At 70.5% G+C, this 19070-nt stretch carries 3 protein-coding genes; 2 read left to right on the top strand and 1 reads right to left on the bottom strand.

Annotated elements, in window-relative coordinates; all coding sequences use genetic code 11:
- The first annotated feature begins 16 nt into the window (after positions 1-16).
- Both VZQ01_RS11945 and VZQ01_RS11940 read left to right on the top strand, forming a co-directional pair.
- Positions 17-283 (top strand): phosphopantetheine-binding protein, encoded by a 267-nt coding sequence (locus tag VZQ01_RS11945; RefSeq protein WP_254037070.1) that lies wholly within the window; start codon positions 17-19, stop codon positions 281-283.
- A gap of 116 nt (positions 284-399) precedes the next feature.
- On the top strand, positions 400-15000 hold the full coding sequence (locus VZQ01_RS11940; protein ID WP_426747865.1) for a non-ribosomal peptide synthetase: 14601 nt from the start codon (positions 400-402) through the stop codon (positions 14998-15000).
- Here VZQ01_RS11940 and VZQ01_RS11935 read toward each other — a convergent pair.
- Positions 14997-18716: a type I polyketide synthase gene (locus VZQ01_RS11935; RefSeq protein WP_426747864.1), complete on the bottom strand. Its 3720-nt coding sequence runs from the start codon at positions 18714-18716 to the stop codon at positions 14997-14999. The genes VZQ01_RS11940 and VZQ01_RS11935 overlap by 4 nt on opposite strands.
- Positions 18717-19070 lie beyond the last annotated feature (354 nt).

Here is a 19070-nt window from a genome sequence, read left to right as displayed (position 1 = left end):
ACCATGAGGAGCACACGTGAGCACTGACACGAGCACCACGCCCCTTCAGCGCCAGCTCGCCGCGTACTGGCGCGAGCTGCTCGGGGCCGAGGTGGTGAGGCCGCAGGACCACTTCCTGGAGGTGGGCGGCAACTCGCTGATGGCGACGATGCTCGCCAACCGCATCGAGGAGGAGCTGGGCGTCCAGCTCTCCATGGTGGACCTGTTCGACACGCTGGAGCACGTCACCGCGGTCTGCGAGGAGCAGCTGCGCGAGCAGGGCCGCACCTTCCCCGCGGCTTGAAGTCCCGCCCGGCTTCGTCCGGGCCCACGCCTCACGCCTTCGCGAAGTGAAGCGACCTGTCCGTGTCGTGGGGCTTCGTGTCTTCGAGATCTGCTTCCTTGAGTTGAGGTGTCGACATGTCCGCGAATGAGTCGAAGCCCGCGAGCCCCCGTGCTCGCAGGCCGCCCCCCGTGGTGCCGGTCCGCCGCGAGGGCGCGCCGCCGCTCTCCTTCGCCCAGCGCCGCATGTGGTTCCTCTCGCGGCTGGACCCCTCGGGCTTCGCCTACAACGCGCCGTTCTTCTCGCGGCTGAAGGGCCGGCTGGACGTGGCCGCGCTGGAGCGGGCGCTGACGGAGGTGGTGCGCCGGCACGAGGCGCTGCGGACCACCTTCGCCGAGGTCGCGGGCGAGCCGGTGCAGCACATCTCGCCCGAGGCGACGGTGACGCTGCACGCGGAGCGGGTGCAAGGGGAGGAGGAGGCGAGTCGGCACGCGGAGGAGGAGGCGAGGCGTCCGTTCGACCTGGGCACCGGACCGATGCTGCGCGCCCGGCTCCTGCGGCTGGGCGAAGACGACCACGTGCTGCTGCTGACCCTGCACCACATCGCGTGCGACGGGTGGTCGCTGTCGCTGCTGGAGCGCGAGCTTCGCGAGCTGTACGGCGCGCTCGTCGAGGGGCGCGAGCCCGCGCTGCCGGCGCTGACGGTGCAGTACGCGGACCACGCGGCGTGGCAGCGGGAGTGGTTGACGGGCGAGGTGCTGGAGACGCAGCTCGCATGGTGGCGAGAGCACCTGGCGGGGGCCTCGCCGGCGCTGGAGCTGCCCACGGACAGGCCGAGGCCCGCGGTGCAGTCGACGCAAGGCGCGGTGCTGGGCGTGCCGCTGCCCGCGGAGTTGATGCGGGCGCTGCACGAGCGGTGCAAGCAGGAGTCGGTGACGCCGTTCATGTGGCTGCTCGCGAGCCTGCAGGTGCTGCTGTCGCGGCACAGCGGCCAGCCGGACGTGGTGGTGGGCACGCCCATCGCGGGGCGCACGCGGCGCGAGGTGGAGGGGCTCATCGGGTTCTTCGCCAACACGCTCGCGCTGCGCACGGACGTGGATGGACACGAGTCCTTCAAGTCGCTGCTCGCGCGGGTGCGCCGCTCGTGCCTGGGGGCGTATCAGCACCAGGACGTGCCCTTCGAGCGACTGGTGGACGCGCTGCGGCCGGTGCGTGACCTGAGCCGCTCGCCGCTGTTCCAGGTGCTGCTCGTCCTGCAGAGCGCGCCGCCGCTGGTGCGACTGCCGGGGCTGGAGTCGCGGGACGCGGACTTCGAGCCCGGCGTGGCCAAGTTCGACCTCACGCTCTTCGTTCGCGAGACGCCGGACGGCTGGATGGGCCTGTGGGAGTACAGCACCGCGCTCTTCGACGAGGCGACGGTGCGCAGGCTCGCGGGGCACTTCGTCCGCTTCCTCCAGGGCGTGGTGGGCAACCCCGAGGCTCGGGTGGGGACGGTGCCGCTCCTGGATGGCGAGGAGCGCCAGGCGGTGGTGCGGGAGTGTCACTGGAGGCAGGAGTACCGGTCTCCGTCCTGGTTGCTGCATCGGCGTGTGGAAGCACAGGTGGCGCGCACGCCGCACGCGGTGGCGGTGACGGATGGACGCGAGTCGTTGACGTACGCGCGATTCGAGGCGCGGGCCAATCAGCTCGCGCACCACCTGCGGACGCTGGGGGTGCTCCCGGGTGACGTGGTGGGTCTGTGCTTGGAGCGGGACAGCCTGGACCTGCCCGTGGCGGTGCTGGCGACGTTGAAGGCGGGCGCTGCGTGCATGCCCCTGGATGCGAGCTACCCACGGGAGCGACTGGCCCGGATGCTCGAGGACGTGGGCGCGCCGGTGGTGCTGGCGCACTCGTCGCTGGAGGCCGTGCTTCCTCCGGAGGGTGCATCGCGTCGGGTGCGATTGGATGAGCAGGCCGAGCGAATCGCCGAGGCGTCCACGCTGGCGCCCGCGTGGGTGCTGTCTCCCGTCACGCCCTGCTACGTCCTCTTCACGTCCGGGAGCACGGGCCGGCCCAAGGGCGTGACGATGTCCCACGGCGCGCTGGACACGCTGGTGCGCTGGCAGCTCGAGAGCACGGCGGCGCCGCGCGCGCGGACGTTGCAGTTCAGCGCGTTGAGCTTCGACGTGTCGTTCCAGGAGATGCTGTGCACGTGGTGCGAGGGCGGGACGCTGGTGCTCGTCTCGGCCACGACGCGGCAGGACCCGGCCCTGTTGCTCGCGCACATGCGGGAGCATGGCGTGGAGCGGCTCTTCCTGCCGTACGTCGCGCTCCAGTCACTGGCCGAGCGAGCCCGGCACGAGCCGGCGCTCCCTCCGTTGAGGCAGGTGGTGACGGCGGGCGAGCCGCTGCAGGTGACGCCCGCGGTGGTGTCGTTCTTCGAGCGGCTGCCCGGGTGCGTGCTGGAGAACCAGTACGGTCCGACGGAGTCGCACGTGGTGACGGCCTGGAGGGCGGAGGGCCCGCCGTCGACGTGGCCCGCGCTCCCCCCGGTGGGCAAGCCCATCACGCTCGCGACGGTGTTCGTGCTGGATGCGTTCGGAGAACCGTGTCCCATCGGCGTCACGGGGGAGCTGTACCTGGGAGAACGGAGCCTCGCGCACGGCTACTGGGGACGTCCGGAGTTGACGGCGGAGCGCTTCGTCCCCAGTGCGGTGCAGGGTCATCGAGACGGGAGGCGCCTGTACCGCACGGGTGACCGGGGACGGTGGCTCGCGGATGGGAACCTGGAGCTCCAGGGGCGCTCGGACGAGCAGGTGAAGGTGCGTGGCTTCCGCGTGGAGCCCGGCGAGGTCGAGGTCGCCCTGAAGGAAGTGGAGGGCGTGGAGGACGCGGCGGTGGTGGCGCGTGTCTCCGAGCGGGGTGGGAAGCAACTGGTGGGCTACGTCGTCGCGACGGGCGCCTGGGATGCCGAGGCGCTGAAGCGTCGTCTCGCGAAGCGGCTGCCCGAGTACATGGTGCCCTCGGTGCTGGTGCCGCTGGAGGCCCTACCGCTGACGCCGAGCGGGAAGGTGAACCGCCGGGCATTGCCCCGGCTGGAGTCAGCACGAGAAGAGCCGGGTACGCGCCACGAAGCGCCGCGCACCGCGATGGAGGAGATGCTCGCGAACGTGTGGCGCGAGGTGCTGGGCGTGCCGCGTGTCGGCGTGCGAGATGACTTCTTCGCGCTGGGTGGACACTCGCTGCTGGCGACGCGCGTGGTGTCGCGCCTGCGGGACGAGCTGGGCCACGACGTCCCCGTGCGACTGTTGTTCGAGGCGCCCACGGTGGAGGCGCTGGCCGAGCGACTGGGCACGACGGCGGGCGGGAGTCCGCGGCGCCCCTCGCTGACTCGCGGGGACCGACCGGTGGACCCACCGCTGTCGTTCGCGCAGCGACGGCTGTGGTTCCTCGCGCAGTTGGATGCGGGAGGACACTCGTACAACCTCCCCTTCGTCGTCCGGCTCCAGGGGGCGGTGGACGCGCGTGTCCTGGAGCAGGCCCTCACGCAGGTGGTGCGCAGACACGAGGCGCTGCGCACGAGCTTCGTGGAGGTGGGCGGAGAGCCCGTGCAGCGCATCGCCCCGAACGCGGCAATCTCCCTGTGCGTGACGTCCGTCGAGGACGCCGTCGACGTGGAGGCGGCGGTGCATGAGCAGGTGGTTCGCGAGGTCCAGTCGCCCTTCGATGTGACGCGAGGCCCGCTGCTCCGGGCGAGCCTGTTGAGGGCGGGCCGGGACGAGCAGGTGCTGGTGGTGGTGCTGCACCATCTGGTGGCGGATGGCTGGTCGCTCGGCGTGCTTACGCGGGAGCTGGAGTCGCTGTACGTCGGGGCGGAGCTGCCTGTGCTGCCGGTGCAGTACGCGGACTATTCGGCGTGGCAGCAGGACTGGTTGAAGGGCGAGGTGGAGTCCGCGCAGCTCGCATGGTGGGGCGAGGCGCTGAAGGGCGCGCCGCCGGTGTTGGAGCTGCCCACGGACAGGCCGAGGCCGCCGGTGCAGGGCTACCGGGGCGCGAGCGTGTCGGTGCGACTGTCCGCGGAGCTGAGCGAGTCCCTGCGCCAACTGGGACGGCGCGAAGGCGCGACGCTGTACATGACGCTGCTGGCGGGCTTCCAGGTGCTGCTGGTGCGCTACAGCGGGCAGTGGGACGTGGTGGTGGGTTCACCGGTGTCGGGTCGCACGGCGAGGGAGACGGAGGGCCTCATGGGCTTCTTCGTCAACACGCTGGCCCTGCGGGGGCAGCCGGATGAGGCGCGCTCCTTCGAGGTGTTCCTGCGTCAGACGAAGGAGTCGGTGCTCGGGGCGCTCGCGCACCAGGACGTGCCCTTCGAGCGACTGGTGGAGCACCTTCGTCCGGAGCGAGACCTGAGCCGCTCGCCGCTGTTCCAGGTGCTCTTCACGTTGCAGGACGCCGCGCCGCTGTTGTCGTTGCCCGGTGTCACCGCGAGCCCCTGGGACTTCGCGAGCACCATCGCCAAGTTCGACCTGGAGCTGTTGCTCGTGGACGCCCCCGACGCGAGCGTCGAGGGCCAGTTCATCTACAACGCGGACCTCTTCGATTCGTCCACGGTGCAGCGAATCGCCGCGTGCTTCCTGGAGCTGTTGTCGAACCTGTCTGCCCGTCCCCAGGCCCGACTGTCGACGCTGCCCCTGCTGCCCGCCGAGGACCGCGCGCGGCTGTTGGTCGAGTGGAACCAGACGGCGGTCGAGTTCCCGCGTGAGGCGTGTGTCCACCACCTCTTCGAGGAGCAGGTGGCGCTGCGCCCCGACGCGGTGGCGCTGGAGTTCGGTGACGAGCGGCTCACCTATCGGGAGTTGGAGGCACGAGCCAATCAGCTCGCCTGGGCCCTGCGGGCGCGCGGCGTCGGCGTGGACGTGCTGGTGGCGGTGTGTCTGGACCGCTCGGTGGAGCTCATCGTGTCGCTGCTGGCCATCCTCAAGGCCGGTGGCGCGTACGTGCCGCTCGACTCCAGCTACCCGGCGAAGCGACTGGAGCAGATGCTGGAGGACTCGGCGCCACGGTTGCTCATCACCACCCGGGTCCTCCTGGAGCAGCTGCCTCGGGAGGGACGTCCCGAGCTGATGTTGCTGGAGGAGGAGCGGCTCGAAGGCCAGCCGGCGACGGCGCCGCGCATGCCGGTGTCGGGACGCAATCTGGCGTACGTGGACTTCACGTCCGGGAGCACGGGCCGTCCCAAGGGCGTGGCGGTGGAGCACCGGGGCGTGCTGCGGCTCTTGTACGGCGCGCCCTACGCGAAGCTGGGACCGGAGGAGACGTTCCTGCTCATCGCGCCCATCTCCTTCGACGCGTCGACGTTGGAGGTCTGGGGTCCCTTGTGTCTCGGCGGAAGGTTGGTGGTCTTCCCGCAGCGCTCGCCGAGTGACCTGGACCTCCTGTCCGAGGTGCTCCGACGTCACTCGGTGACGCTGCTGCATCTGACGTCGGGTTTGTTCAGCCAGATGGTGGAGCTGGGCTTGGAGGGGCTGAAGACGGTGCGTCAGCTCCTGACGGGCGGCGACGTGGTGTCCGCGCCCCACGTGAGGCGCTCGCTGGAGGAGCTGTGCATCCCGGTGACGGCCTGCTACGGGCCCACGGAGAGCACGCTCTTCACCTCGACGCATCGGATGACGCGGGTGGAGGACGTGGGGACGTCGGTGCCCATCGGCCGGCCCATCGGCAACACACAGGTCTACATCCTGGACGAAGGGATGGAACCGGTGCCCGTGGGCGTGGCGGGAGAGCTGTTCATCGGTGGCGATGGACTGGCCCGAGGCTATCTGCGCCAGCCCGACGTGACGGCGGACCGCTTCATCCCGAATCCCTTCAGCGCGGCGCCGGGAGAGCGCCTCTACCGCACGGGGGACCTGGCGCGGTGGCGCCCGGACGGGGTGCTGGAGTTCCTGGGGCGACGCGACAGCCAGGTGAAGGTGCGGGGCTATCGCATCGAGCTGGCCGAGGTGGAGGCGGCGTTGCTCGCGCATCCCTCGGTGAAGGAGGGGCTCGTGGTGGTGCGGGACGGAGCCGGCGGCAAGCGGCTGGTCGCGTACTACGTCGAGCAGCAAGGGCCCGAGACGCTGAAGGTGCGCGACTGGCTGAAGCAGAAGCTGCCCGAGTTCATGGTGCCCTCGGCCTTCGTGCGACTACAGGCGTTGCCGCTGACGGCCAACGGGAAGGTGGACCGCAGGGCCTTGCCGTCGCCGGACCAGGAGGGGCCGGGCATCGAGGAGGTGCAGAGTCCTCGGACGGTGATGGAGTCACTGGTCGCGCGCATCTGGACACCGCTGCTCGGCGTGGCGCGGGTCGGCGTGAAGGACGACTTCTTCGCGTTGGGGGGCCACTCGCTGCTGGCGACGCGCGTGGTGTCGAGACTGCGGGAGGCACTGGGGCGTGACGTGCCGGTGCGGTGGTTGTTCGAGACGTCCACGGTGGAGGCGCTGGCGGAGCGACTGGAGGGGCTGACGGCGCGAGGCTCCGGTGCGAGCCTCTCCGTGCCGTCGCGCGTGCCGAGGCTCGCGGGGATGCCGCTGTCGTTCGCGCAGCAGCGTCTGTGGTTCCTGGGGAAGCTCGACGCGGGCGGGTATTCGTACAACCTGCCGTTCGTCGTGGGCCTGAGTGGCCCGCTGGACGTGGAGTTGTTGGAGCGGGCGCTCGCGGAGGTCGTGCGGCGACACGAGTCGCTGAGGACGACATTCGAGGAGGTGGAGGGACAGCCGGTGCAGCGCATCGCCTCCGAGGCGGTGGTGCGGCTCGCGGTGGCCTCCGTGCAGGGCGAGCTGCGTGACGCGGTGGAGAAGCTCGCGCGCGAGCCGTTCGACCTGGGCGCGGGGCCGCTGCTGCGGGCGACGCTGTTGAAGTCGAGCGAGCGTGAGCACGTGCTGGTGCTGGTGGTGCACCACATCGTGGCGGACGGCTGGTCGATGGGGGTGCTCGCGAAGGAGCTGGAGTCGCTCTACGGCGTGAGCGCTGAGCCGCTGCCGGAGCTGCCGGTGCAGTACGCGGACTACGCGGTCTGGCAGCGCGAGCGGTTGCAGGGCGAGGTGCTGGAGGAACAGTTGTCCTGGTGGAGGGCGAGGCTGACAGGAGCGCCCGAGGTGTTGGAGGTGCCGACGGACCGGCCGAGGCCCGCGGTGCAGCGCTACCGAGGGGCGACGGTGGAGGTGGGCCTGCCCTCCGAGCTGAGTGAGAAGCTGAAGCGCCTGAGCCGACAGGAGGGCGCGACGCTGTACATGACGCTGCTGGCGGGCTTCCAGGTGCTGCTGGCGCGCTACAGCGGACAGTGGGACGTGGTGGTGGGCTCACCGGTGTCGGGGCGCACGGTGAAGGAGGTGGAGGGACTCATCGGCTTCTTCGTGAACACGCTGGTGGTGAGGACGGAGGCGGCGGGAGAGCTGACGTTCCGGGAGATGTTGGGACGGGTGAAGGAGTCGGTGCTCGGTGCGTTCGGTCACCAGGAGGTGCCGTTCGAGAAGCTGGTGGAGGCGCTGCAGGCGACGCGTGACACGAGTCGGGCTCCGTTGGTCCAGGTGGCCTTCGGCTTGAACGGGCCGGCGCGGCTGCCCGCGTTGAGAGGCCTGAAGGCGTCGGAGGTGAAGTACGAGCCCGGGATGGCGAAGTTCGACTTCGCGCTCTCCGTCCGGGAGGACGCGGAGGAGCTCACGGGCTTCTGGGAGCTGAACACGGACCTGTTCGAGGTCTCCACCGTGGAGCGGATGGCCGCGCACTATCAGCAGGTGCTGGAGGCGGCCGTGGCGGACCCCGAGGCGCGAGTGGGGACGCTGCCCCTGTCGGGACATCGCGAGGTGCCGGAGAAGGTGGACGTGGCGCGCATCCAGGCGCGTCGGCTCGAGCGTGTGGCGCGCGACTCCGTGCCCGAGGGTTTCATCGCGCCTCGGACGGGCTTCGAGGAACTGGTGGCGGGCGTCTGGGCGCCGCTGCTGGGCGTGAAGCATGTGAGCGCGGAGGCCCACTTCTTCGAGCAGGGCGGGCACTCGCTGCTGGTGATGCAGGTGGCCTCTCGGCTGCGTGACGTGCTCGGGCGAGACGTCCCCGTGCGGACGCTCTTCGAGAACCCCACGGTGTCCTCGCTCGCGAGGAGCCTGGAGACCCTGGTCCGTGGAGGGCCTGGAGCGGAGCGTTCCGCGCTGCTGCCCGTGCCGCGCATCGGCGCCTTGCCTCAATCGTTCGCGCAGCAGCGCCTGTGGTTCCTGGACCGCCTGGAGCCCGACAGCCCGCTCTACAACATCCCGCTCGCGCTGCGACTCGAAGGCGCGCTCGAGGTCAGTGCCTTGGAGCGTGCCTTCGAGGCGCTGGTCCGCCGCCACGAGTCCTTGAGGACGACCTTCCATCAGGAAGGGCAGGGCGCGGTCCAGTCCATCCAGGCCGCGGGCCCCGTGGCGCTGCCCGTGGTGGACCTGGGCGGCGTGTCGGTGGTGCGTCGTGAGCAGGAGGCGTTGCGGCTGGCCGTCGAGGAAGGACGTCGCCCGTTCGACCTGGGCAGGGGACCGCTGCTGCGAGCGACGTTGTTGAAGCTGGGCGAGCACGAGCACGTATTGGTGCTGGTGGTGCACCACATCGTGGCGGACGGCTGGTCGATGGGGGTGCTCACGAAGGAACTGGAGGCGCTCTACGGCGCGCATGTGAGAGGCGAGGCCGCGACGTTGCCGGAGCTGCCGGTGCAGTACGCGGACTACGCCGTCTGGCAGCGAGAGTGGTTGCGGGGGGAGGTGTTGGAGGAGCAGCTGTCCTGGTGGAGGGCGAGGTTGGCTGGAGCACCGGAGGCGCTGGAGGTGCCGACGGACCGTCCGAGACCGAAGGTGCAGAGCTACCGAGGCGCGAGCGCTCCGGTGCGATTCTCGCGGGAGCTGAGCGAGAAGCTGAAGCGCCTGAGCCGACAGGAGGGCGTGACGCTGTACATGACGCTGCTGGCGGGCTTCCAGGTCTTGCTGGCTCGCTACAGCGGACAGTGGGACGTGGTGGTGGGCTCGCCGGTGTCGGGGCGCACGGTGAAGGAGGTGGAGGGACTCATCGGCTTCTTCGTGAACACGCTGGTGGTGCGCACGGAGGCGGCGGAGGAGCTGACGTTCCGGGAGATGCTGGGACGGGTGAAGGACGCCGTCCTCGGAGCGCTGACGCATCAAGAGGTCCCGTTCGAGAAGCTTGTGGACGCGCTGCAGTTGAGCCGTGACCTGAGCCGCTCGCCGTTGGTGCAGGTGTCCTTCGCGCTCCAGACGGCGCCCGTGGGTGAGCTGTCCTTGCCGGGGCTCACCGCGCGCACGCTGGACCTGGGAACGAGGACCGCCAAGTTCGACCTCGCCCTGGCCCTGCGGGAGGACGAGGAGGGACTGGTCGGCGCCTGGGAGTTCAACACGGACCTGTTCAAGACGGCGACCGTGGAGCGGATGACGGCGCACCTCCTGCGCTTGCTGGACGTGGCGGCGGAGGTGCCGGAGGCGAAGCTGAATGCGCTCCCGATGCCGGGCCATCGCGAGCCGTCACGGAAGGTCACGGGCGCGCGCATCTCCGCCCGGGGCAAGGCGCAGGGCTCCCAGGCGGAAGGCTTCATCGCGCCGAGGACGGCGATGGAGGCGCGGGTCGCGGAGGTCTGGGAGCCCCTGCTGGGCGTGGGGCGCATCGGCGCCGAGGACCACTTCTTCGAGAAGGGTGGACACTCGTTGCTGGTGATGCAGGCGGCGTCCCGTCTGCGCGAGGCGCTGGGGGTCGAGGTCCCGGTGCGGATGCTGTTCGAGTCCCCCACCGTGTCCTCGCTCGCGGAGAGCCTGGAGGGATGGGTCCGAGGGGGCACGACGCCTCGAAGCCCGGTGCTCGTCCAGTCGACACGAGACGAAGCCCCGCCGCTCTCCTTCGCCCAGCAACGCCTGTGGTTCCTCGACCGACTGGAGCCGAACAGCCCGCTCTACAACATCGCCCTGGCGCTGACGCTGGAGGGTGCGCTCGAGGTCGGAGCGTTGGAGCGCTCGTTCCAGGAACTGGTCCGGCGCCACGAGTCTCTTCGGACCACCATCCGCCAGACCGAGCAGGGCGCGGTGCAGCACATCGACCCCGCCGCCTCCATCCAGGTGTCCCGGGTGGACCTGACGGGCCTGCCCCCGGAAGAGCGAGCACGAGAAGCGCTGCGACTGGGGACCCAGGAGGAGCAGCGTCCGTTCGACCTCGTCACGGGGCCGTTGCTGCGAGTGACGCTGCTGAAGCTGGGCGAGCACGAGCACGTGCTGGTGCTGGTGGTGCACCACATCGTGGCCGACGGCTGGTCGATGGGCGTGCTCACGAAGGAGCTGGAGGCGCTCTACGGCGCGGACGTGAGAGGCGAGGCCGCGACGCTGCCGGAGCTGCCGGTGCAGTACGCGGACTACGCGGTCTGGCAGCGGGGGCGACTGGAGGGCGAGGCGCTGGAGGAGCAGCTGTCGTGGTGGAAGGAGCGGCTGACGGGAGCCCCCGAGTACCTGGAGGTCTCGACGGACCGTCCGAGGCCCGCGGTACAGAGCTTCCGCGGCGCCGCCGTGCCGGCGCGACTCTCTCCGGCCTTGAGCGAGAAGCTGAAGCACCTGAGCCGACAGGAGGGCGCGACGCTGTACATGACGCTGCTGGCGGGCTTCCAGGTGCTGCTGGCGCGCTACAGCGGACAGTGGGACGTGGTGGTGGGCTCGCCGGTGTCGGGGCGCACGGTGAAGGAGGTGGAGGGACTCATCGGCTTCTTCGTGAACACGCTGGTGGTGAGGACGGAGGCGGCCGGAGGGCTGACGTTCCGGGAGATGCTGGGACGGGTGAGGGAGTCGGTGCTCGGCGCGTTCGGTCACCAGGAGGTCCCGTTCGAGAAGCTGGTGGATGCGTTGCAGTTGAGTCGCGACCTGCGCCGCTCGCCGTTGGTGCAGGTGTCCTTCGCGCTCCAGACGGCGCCCGTGGGTGAGCTGTCCTTGCCGGGGCTCACGCAGCGACCGTTGGACCTGGGCTCGCAGGTGGCCAAGTTCGACCTCGCCCTGGCGATGCGCGAGGACGCGGAGGGGCTGGCGGGGTACTGGGTCTTCAATACGGACCTGTTCGACCGCGCGGCCATCGAGCGCATGGCGGACCACTTCCAGGCAATCCTGGAGGCCGCGGTCGAAGTGCCGGAGACGAAGCTGAGCGAGCTTTCGATGCCGGGGCATCGCGAGGTGTCCGTGAAGCAGCCCGCGTCTCGCATCCAGGCCGAGCGCCCCAGGATTCGGGAGTCGCGTCAGATGACGGAGGGCTTCATCGCGCCGAGGACCGCGATGGAGGAACTGGTTATCGAGACGTGGGTGCCTCTGCTGGACGTGAAGCGAATCAGCGCCGAGGACAATTTCTTCGAGCGCGGTGGACACTCGTTGCTGGTGATGCAGGTGGCCTCGCGCTTGCGCAAGGTGCTGGGGCGCGACGTGCCGGTGCGCCTGCTCTTCGAGGCGCCCACGGTGTCCGCCCTCGCCGCGAAGCTGGAGTCGCTGGTGCGCGGCGGAGGCGGGACGGGGCGGCCGGAGCTCGTCCCCGTGACGCGGGTCGAGGGGATGCCGCAGTCCTTCGCGCAGCAGCGCCTGTGGTTCCTGGACCGCCTGGAGCCCGGGGGCTCGCTCTACAACATCGCCTTCGGGATGCGTTTGGAGGGAGACCTCGACGTCGCGGCGCTGGAGCGCGCCTTCAACACGCTCATCCAGCGTCACGAGTCGCTGCGAACCACCTTCCAGCAGGAGGCACGGGGGGCGGTGCAGCACATCCACGCCTCCGCGGCGCTGGTGCTGCCGGTGGTGGACCTGAGTGGGCTGACGCTTGAGGCCCGCGAGCAGGAAGCCCTGCGTCTGGGCGCGGAGGACAGCCGTCGTCCGTTCGACCTCGTCACGGGCCCGCTGCTGCGCGTGACGCTGTTGAAGCTGAGCGAGCGGGAGCACGTGCTGGTGCTGGTGGTGCACCACATCGTGTCCGACGCCTGGTCCATGAGTGTGCTCGCGAAGGAGCTGGAGACGCTCTATGGCGCATACGTGAGGGGGGAGTCCGCGACGCTGCCGGAGCTGCCGGTGCAGTACGCCGACTACGCGGTCTGGCAGCGTGAGTGGTTGAAGGGTGAGGTGCTGGACGAGCAGCTGTCGTGGTGGAAGACGCGGCTGTCGGGAGCGCCGGAGTACCTGGAGGTCCCGACGGACCGCCCGAGGCCGCCGGTGCAGAGCTACCGGGGCGCGAGCGTCCCGGTGCGGTTCTCGCGGGAGCTGAGCGAGAAGTTGAAGCGCTTGAGCCAGAAGGAGGGCACGACGCTCTTCATGACGCTGCTGGCGGGGTTCCAGGTGCTGCTTGCGCGCTACACCGGACAGTGGGACGTGGTCGTGGGCTCGCCGGTGTCGGGCCGCACGGTGAAGGAGGTGGAAGGACTCATCGGCTTCTTCGTGAACACGCTGGTGCTGCGCACGGAGGCGACGGGGGCGCTGACGTTCCTGGAGCTGTTGGGGCGCGTGAAGGAGTCCGTGCTCGGTGCGTTCAGCCACCAGGAGACGCCGTTCGAGAAGCTGGTGGAGGCGCTGAGCCCGAAGCGGGACATGAGCCGCGCGCCCGTGGTCCAGGTGGTGTTCCACCTGCTGAACACGCCGTCCGGAGACCTGTCCCTGCAGGGACTCACGCAGCGTCCCCTGGACCTGGGACTGAAGGCCGCGAAGGTGGACCTGTCGCTGGGCCTGCGGGAGACGGCCGATGGAATCGACGGCCTCCTCGAGTTCGGCGCGGACCTGTACGACGTCTCGACCATGGCCCGCTTCTCCGAGCACCTGGTCCGGTTGATGGAGGCCGCGGTGGAGGCGCCGCGGACGCGCCTGTGGGACCTCCCGCTCCTGTCCGGGGCCGCGCACGGTGAGCTGCTCACCCAGCAAGGCCACGCGGAACCCTCCGAAGGCGAGTGCCTGCATCGCCTCTTCTCTGCCCAGGCCGCGCGCACGCCCGACGGCGTCGCGGTGGAGATGGACGGACAGCGGCTGTCCTACGCGGAGCTCGACCTGCGCTCCCAGGCGTTGGCGGTGTTGCTGCGCGAGCGGGGTGTGCGGCCCGACATGGTGGTGGGCCTGTGTCTGCGGCCGGGCTTCGAGTGGGTGGTGGCGATGCTCGCCATCCTCAAGGCGGGAGGCGCCTACCTGCCGCTGGACCCCGACCATCCGACGGAGCGGCTCGCTTACCTGCTGAACGACTCCGGAGTGCGGCTGCTGGTGTCCCGCTCGGAAGAGGCTTCGCGGCTCGACTACTCGGGAGACACTGTGTTGTTGGACCGGGTGGTGGTGCCGGAGGGCCGCGCGGGCGAGGTGGCGCCCGAGGTCACGGCGCGAAACCTCGCGTATGTCATCTACACGTCCGGCAGCACGGGCCGCCCGAAGGGCACGCTCCTGGAGCACCGCGGCGCGGCGAATCTGGCGCGGTCCTTCCCCACGGTGCTCGGAGGGCTGGGGCCAGGAGACCGCGTGTTGCAGTTCGCGCCCGTGAGCTTCGATGGCTCGGTGGCGGAGCTCATCCCCACGTTGTTGAACGGGGCGACGTTGTGCCTGGCGCGTCGCGAGCAGATGTCACCCGGCAGCCCGTTGACGGAGCTCCTCGCGCGGGAGCGAATCACGGTGACGATCCTCCCGCCCTCCGTGCTCGCGGTGTCCCCGGTGGTGGAGTTGCCCGCGCTTCGGGTCCTGCTCTCCGCGGGCGAGGCGTGCAACGCGGAGTTGGTGGCGCGCTGGAGCCCCGGGCGTCGCTTCGTCAACGGCTATGGCCCCACGGAAGGGACGGTGTGCGGCACCTGGGGTGAGTGCTTCGCGGGCGCCCGGCTCACGATTGGCCGGCCGTTGCACAACGTGGTCGTGAGGGTGATGGACGAGGCGGGGCACCTGGTGCCGCCCGGTGTCTGGGGTGAGCTGTATCTCGGAGGGATGGGGCTCGCGCGAGGCTACCTGGGCCGACCCGACCTGACGGCGGAGCGCTTCGTCCCGGACCCGTACGCGGACGGAGGCCGCCTGTACCGCACGGGCGACGTGGTGCGCATGCTGGAGGACGGACGGCTCGAGTACCTGCGTCGAGCCGATACCCAGGTGAAGGTGCGTGGCGTGCGCATCGAGCCGGGCGAGGCGAACGCGGCGCTCGCGACGTGCCCGGGAGTGCGGTCGTCCGTCGTCATGGGCCGCGCGGACACTCCGGGGGACATGCGACTGGTGGCCTACGTGGTGCCCGAGGAGGACGTCACGCTGACGGTGGACGTGCTGCGAGCGTGGATGAAGCGCACGCTCCCGGAGGCGCTGATTCCGTCAGCCTTCGTGCTGTTGCGCGAGCTGCCCCTCACGCCGAACGGGAAGCCGGACTGGAAGGCGCTCCCCGCGCCGGAGTCGAGTCGCCCGGAGCTCAGTGGCGGCTACGTGGCGCCCCGGGAGGGACTGGAGGCCGTGCTCGCGCGACTCATCGCGGAGGTGCTGGGGCTGGACCGCGTGGGCGCGGGAGACAACTTCTTCGACCTGGGTGGCAACTCGCTGCTGTTGCAGACGCTCCAGGTGAAGGTGGAGGCGGAGCTGTCGCGCAAGGTGCCGTTGGTGTCCCTGCTCCAGTTCCCCTCCGTGCGAGCGCTGGCCGAGCACCTGTCCCCGACGCAGGAGGCGCCGAAGTCTCCGTCGACGGCGGAGAACCGGCGCGAGGGACTCCAGCGGCTCGCGCGCCAGCGGCGTCAGCGGCCGGGCTCGGATTAGGGCAGCAGCCGCGCCAGCTTCGCTCCGAGCACCTCGACGTGAGGTGCCTGGAGCATCGTGTAGTGGTCGCCAGGAGTGATGTCCACGCGCGTCGCCGCGCCCAGGTCCAGCCAGCCCAGCTCGGGGTGTGGAGGGAACCCCGGGGGCGGACGTCGGGCGCGGAAGTACTGGACCTCTCCTCCCTCCCAGCGCGGTGGCGTGTAGAGGCTCAGGGCCCGGGAGTTCGCTCGCAGCACGTCGAGCTGCCGACGCGCGTCCTCGACGGTGGCGAAGGGCGGCGCGAGACCTTGGCGCTCCGCCTCCTCCTGGAGCCTGCGGAACTGCTCCTCCACGGGGAGGTCCTCGGGCCACTTCGCGGCGGGGTCGAACATCTCCCCCGCGCGGAAGGCGAGCAGGGATATCCGGTCGGCGAGCTCGGTGGAGAAGGAGCCAGGAGGCGGCGTGTCCAGGAGCGCGCACAGGGGCACGGCCTCGCCTTCGGCCGACAGGCGCCGCGCCATCTCGTAGACGATGGTGCCGCCCAGTGAGGCGCCGATGAGCAGGTAGGGGCCTGTCGGTCGGATGACTCGGAGCGCGGCGACATAGTGCGCCGCCATCTGCTCCACGGTGGTGAGGCAGGGCTCGTCGCTCTCGAGGCCCACGGCGGAGAATCCGTACACGGACCGGTCGGGCGCGAGCTGTCGGGCCAGCTCCCGATAGAAGAGCACCTGTCCGCCCGCGGCATGCACGAAGAACAGGGGGGCCTTCGAGGACGTGCCGGTCTGAAGCTGGACGACACAGTCGGGGCTCGTCTTCGGTGTCGGGCGAGCACCGCTGATGCGCTCGGCGAGTCGGGCGACGGTGGAGGCTTCCAGCACGGCCTTCAAGGGCAGCTTCGCGCCGAGGCGCTCCTGGATGCGGGCGCTCAGGCGCAAGGCGAGCAGGGAGTCGCCACCCAGCGCGAAGAAGTCATCGTGGATGCCGATGTTGTCGAGGTGGAACGTGAGGCGGAAGCACTCCAGCAGCGTGGCCTCCGTGTCGTCGCGAGGTGGCGCGGCGCGCGAACCCTCGGGCCGTGGTGGCGCGGGCCTGGGTTCTTCACGGGGCCCCACGGAGCGCGGAGTGGCCGTGACGGGTTCAATCCAGTACCGCTCGCGGTCGAAGCTGTAGCCGGGGAGGGTGACACGCCGCCGCTGTTCGCCCGCTCGGAAGCGCTCCCAGTCGATGGTGATGCCCGCGAGCCACGCCTCGCCGAGTGACGCGAGCGGATGCGTCGGCTCCTCGGAGGTGTACGGCAGCGTGGAGACCACGGGCTGGGCGGAGCGGCTCGGGTGGCGTCGGGTGAGCGAGGACAGGGCCGTTCCGGGGCCGACCTCGATGAAGGCTCGCTCCTTGCCCGAGAGCAGCAGGTGCAGGGCCTCCGAGAAGCGCACCGTCTCTCGCAGATGCCGGCACCAGTAGTCGACGGTGACGGCCTCGCGCTCGGTGAGCCAGTCTCCGGTGAGGCTGGAGACGATGGGGAGCTTGGGCGCGCGCGGCTTGATGCGGGACACGACGCGCGCGAAGTCCGGCAGGTGCGGCTCCAACATGAACGAGTGCGCGGCCTGTCCCAGCCGGAGCCGTCGGGCCTCGATGCCTCGCGCGCCGAGCTCCGACTCGAGGGCGTCGAGCGCCTCCAGTGCGCCGGCGATGACACAATCGGAGGGCGTGTTCAGCGCGGCCACGGACAGTCGTGGATGGAGCAGGGCCTCCACCTGGGCCACGGGCGCGAGGACCGCCGTCATCCCACCGGGCGGGAGCTGCTCCATGATTCTTCCGCGCGCGGTGACGAGCTCCAGTGCCTCCTCCAGCGTGAAGACGCCCGCCACACACGCCGCCACGTACTCGCCGAGGGAGTGGCCGAGCAGCGCCTCGGGCTGGACGCCTCGGGCGAGCCACAGCTGCGCGAGCGCCCAGTCGCAGGTGAACAGCGCGGCCTGGGTCCAGAGGGGGCGTGACAGCTCTCGCGCCGCGGTGTCGTAGCGCTCGGCGGGGGCGAACATCACGTCGCGCACGTCGGCGCCGAGAGGACCTCGGAGCAGCGCCGCGCAGCGGTCGATGGCCTGTCGGAAGACGGGTTCGTCGAGCAGCTCCGCGCCCATGTTCACCCGCTGGGAGCCCGCGCCGGGGAACAAGAAGACCGCGCCACGCTTCTCCGCCGGGTCGTGGCTCGTGCGTGGACGTTGTCCCGGGTCGCGCAGGCGCGCGGCCGCGTCCTTCGCGGTGCTCGCGGTGACGAAGCTCCGGTGCTCGAAGCGGTGACGTCCGACCTGGAGCGTGTGTGCGATGTCCGCGAGCGCGTCCTGGGTGTGCTCCAGGTGCTCGGCCAGCGCGGTGGTCATCCGCTCCAGCGCGGCGTCGGAGCGAGCGGAGAGCAGCAGCAGCTCCGTCCCGCGGGACGCAGGTGACGCGGGACTGACAGGGGCCTCCTCGAGCACCACGTGCACGTTGGTGCCGCCCATTCCGAACGAGCTCACGCCCGCGCGGCGCGGCCCGCTGGAGCTCCACGGACGCGGCTCGGCCACGACGTAGAAGGGACTGTCGTCGAGGCCCAGGAGCGGATTGGGCCGACGGAAGTGGACCGTGGGAGGGAGCTGGCGGTGCTCCAGCGCCAGCACGGTCTTGATGAGTCCCGCCACGCCGGCCGCCGAGTCGAGGTGGCCCAGGTTGCTCTTCACCGAGCCCAGGCCGATGGAGCCCAGCGCCACGCCCTCGAAGACCTGCTTGAGGGCGGTGACCTCCACCGGGTCACCCAGTGGCGTGCCCGTGCCATGCGCTTCGACATAGGAGATGGAGCCCGGCTCGACGCCCGCGAGCGCCAGCGCATCACCGATGGCGGTGACCTGTCCGGAGACGGAGGGCGCGGTGAACCCCGCCTTGCCGCTGCCGTCGTTGTTGGCGGCCGAGCCGAGGATGACCGCGCGAATGGGGTTGCCATCCGCGAGCGCGTCCTCCAGGCGCTTGAGCAGCACCACGCCCACGCCGTTGCCCGGCACGGTGCCAGCGGCCTGGGCATCGAAGGCGCGGCAGTGTCCGTCGGGCGAGGAGATGCCACCCTCCTGCGTGGGGTAGGCGCTCAACTGCGGCGAGCGCACGGCCGCGCCACCGGCGAGCGCGAGCGTGCACTCGCCCGCGAGCAGCGACTGACACGCGAGGTGCACGGCGGTCAGCGATGTGGAGCACGCCGTCTGCACCGTCATCGCGGGGCCGGTGAGGTTGAGCTTGTAGGCCACGCGCGTCGCCAGGAAGTCGCTGTGCGTGCCGAGGACGCTCTCCGTCCAGTCGCTGGAGCGGCGCTCCATGTTGGGCAGGACGTTCGTCAGCAGATAGCTGCTGAGGGACGCACCGCCGTAGACGCCCACGTGCAGGGGCCGGGCGCGAGCGGTGTAGCCCGCGGCCTCGAGCGCCTCCCAGCAACACTCCATGAAGAGCCGCTGCTGCGGGTCCAACTGCTCGGCCTCGCGCGGTGCGTAGCCGAAGAAGCGCGCATCGAAGAGGTCCGCGCCCTCGATGACACCCGCCGCCGCGACCCACCCCTCTTCCGAGGGATGGCCGGCCCTCGCCCGCTGCTCGGCGTCCAGCACCGTGACGCTGTCGACACCCGAGATGAGGTTGGACCAGAAGCTCCGCGCGTCAGAGGCGCCCGGAAAGCGGAGCGACAACCCGATGATGGCGATGGCGGACGCATGCTCACTCATCCCTGAAATAGAGCATGCCCCGCTCCGCGAGTTGAGCCCGCACCACGATATTTCCAGTGGAGTCCCGAGGGGATGTGCCCCCGCTTGCCATCCCGCGCGGGAGCGGCGCACCCGTTCCGACGAGGTCGCCCAGGTTCCAGACCCGCGTTGTGTCGCGGGTCGTGCTTGGCCCGCAGGCGCAGGGAGGTGCGGGGTGTTGGATGAACTGTCTTTCAGCCCGAGAGGGCTTGCGGGACTGGGTATGCCGCGATGGGTTTGCGTCCGAGGGCTCGGGTGGAATGAGGCGCGGTTGTTGTGTGATTGTTGTGTGGGCCAGCGGTTGTGTCTTCCATTGCTGGCTCCTTCTCTGTCCAT

This window comes from Myxococcus faecalis (genome assembly GCF_050039385.1).
Classification (GTDB): domain Bacteria; phylum Myxococcota; class Myxococcia; order Myxococcales; family Myxococcaceae; genus Myxococcus; species Myxococcus fulvus.
The sequence above is the reverse complement of the archived record's forward strand: the minus strand, read 5'-3'. Positions and strand labels throughout refer to the sequence as shown.